3 protein-coding genes are annotated in these 1,812 nt (G+C 52.8%); all 3 read right to left on the bottom strand.

Going from position 1 to position 1,812, the window contains the following annotated elements; translation table 11 throughout:
• A partial coding sequence (locus tag NTW95_07040; GenBank protein MCX6557168.1) for an NAD(P)-dependent alcohol dehydrogenase occupies positions 1–741 on the bottom strand: 741 nt, incomplete at its 3' end.
• A gap of 55 nt (positions 742–796) precedes the next feature.
• A complete protein-coding gene (locus tag NTW95_07035; GenBank protein MCX6557167.1) occupies positions 797–1,474 on the bottom strand; it encodes a DUF4386 family protein in 678 nt (225 codons plus the stop codon).
• Positions 1,475–1,478: 4 nt separating this feature from the next.
• Positions 1,479–1,812, bottom strand: a 334-nt coding sequence (locus tag NTW95_07030) for a hypothetical protein (GenBank protein ID MCX6557166.1), incomplete at its 5' end; no start/stop codon positions are given.

The raw sequence follows: 1,812 nt of genomic DNA, 5'->3' as shown, positions 1-1,812 counted from the left end.
GTTTGGAGTCAGCGCCTTTTTACACCGCAGTTTTGAGCAATATTTCCTTCCAACCGCATCAAAGATAAAATCATACGCTTCCCCTGTTTTCGTAAAATCCTCTTTCGTGTAATCAATTGCCTTGTCGGCTCCAAGAGATTTTACCAATTCCAGATTCGCGCCGCTGCATACCCCGGTAACTTCCGCTCCAAAGTACTTGGCAAGTTGCACCGCAAAAGTACCTACCCCTCCGGAAGCTCCATAGATGAGCACTTTTTGTCCGCTTTGGATATTTCCTTTTCTTAGATAATGCAACGCCAAGGTTCCCCTGGAAGGAGTGGCGGCGGCTTGCTCATAGGTCGCATTGGCTGGTTTTAATCCCATAATACAGTCCGCGGGCATGCATAACCCGTCTTCAGATAGACACGCGTACTCGGCATAAGCGCCAAAACGCTTGCCGGTAAATGCAAAAACCCGGTCGCCTTGCTTGAATCGTTTTACACCTTTACCTATGGCTTCAATTTCTCCGGCCAACTCTAACCCCAGTATGGGTTTTCTTGGTCTTCTGAAACCGACGAACAGGCGCATGGGGATCCAGAGCAGGATATTCACTTTGCCGCTGCGCACGAAACAGTCCGAGACCGTTACCGCCGCCGCGCCTACTTTTACCAGTACTTCATTGTCCCCGGGAACGGGCTTTTCCACCTCCCTGAGCTGAAGGACATCCGGCGGCCCGTATTTCGTGCATACGATCGCTTTCATCAGAATTCCCCTGTTCTTGAATTTGTCCGGCCTGCAACTTCCACGATCATTTGTTCTACAGCTTCGGCGCAGAATTATCCATAGGCGATTCTTTTATGAGCTTTACACCATAGGGAATGAGGGATACGGCCATGAGTACGGATGCGCATAAATTGATGATTTCCACGCCATCCGGAGTTCCCACGAACAACACCCCGATCAAAAACAGAATGCTCTGCCATCGCGGCAGCGCGTGCGTCTTGATCAAGGCAATCGCTTGAATCGCAAAACCGATGGGCAGGAAAACCAGACCCCAGAGAATGACCAGCCACCCCTCTTTGGAAAACATCGCCAGTAAACCCGGGATCATCTGTGAAAACTGCGGCTCGGACAGGCGGTGCAGGGCGCTCATCGTCAGACACAACGCGCCTTTGTCCACCGCAAGTATCACGGCTCCAACGATCGCCAGCATGCCGCCGATGCTTCCTGCCCATGCCGCGGTTTTTTTTAAAAGCGTCATGAAGTGCAATGCCATGACGATCAGCAGCACAGTGCCCAGAGTGACCAGCATGTGGCCAAATTGCAATAACTCATTCTGATGCGCCCGATGGATGAGTTCTTCTGCACCGAGAAAGTGAGGGGTTAACAATCCCGGATGCACTGAAAAAGCAAAAATAAATATTAATGGGATTAGAACGAAGGCTAAACCGGTTCCAATGCGTTTCCCGTCTTGCAGTATAATATTCTTATTCATCGCGTTACCCCTTGGTGCCGATGCGGAAGCTGCAGCGCGAACCGCCGCGCAGGACCGATTCCTCGATCTCGACGGTGACCGGCCGGCCCAGCACGGTGGAAAAGGCGGCCTGCGTCCAGCCGCGGGAGCAATCGCAGAACTCGGCCGGGGTCCGGCCCGCTTTCACCAGCGGGCAGGCGCAGGGAGCGGGCTTGCCGACTACGCGCAGAATGCCGGTTTTTTCGTCGTAATCGCTGCTCTCGACCCAGGCGGTTTTGATTTTTTCCAGGAAGCCCTGAAGGTTGCCGCGATATTTGTTGAAAAAGGGACCATAATCCTGGGAGCATTGGCTGCCCAGG

The organism is Candidatus Aminicenantes bacterium (assembly GCA_026393795.1).
Classification (GTDB): Bacteria; Acidobacteriota; Aminicenantia; order UBA2199; family UBA2199; genus UBA2199.
Note: the sequence above shows the minus strand (reverse complement) of the source record. Positions and strands in the feature narration are given on the sequence as shown.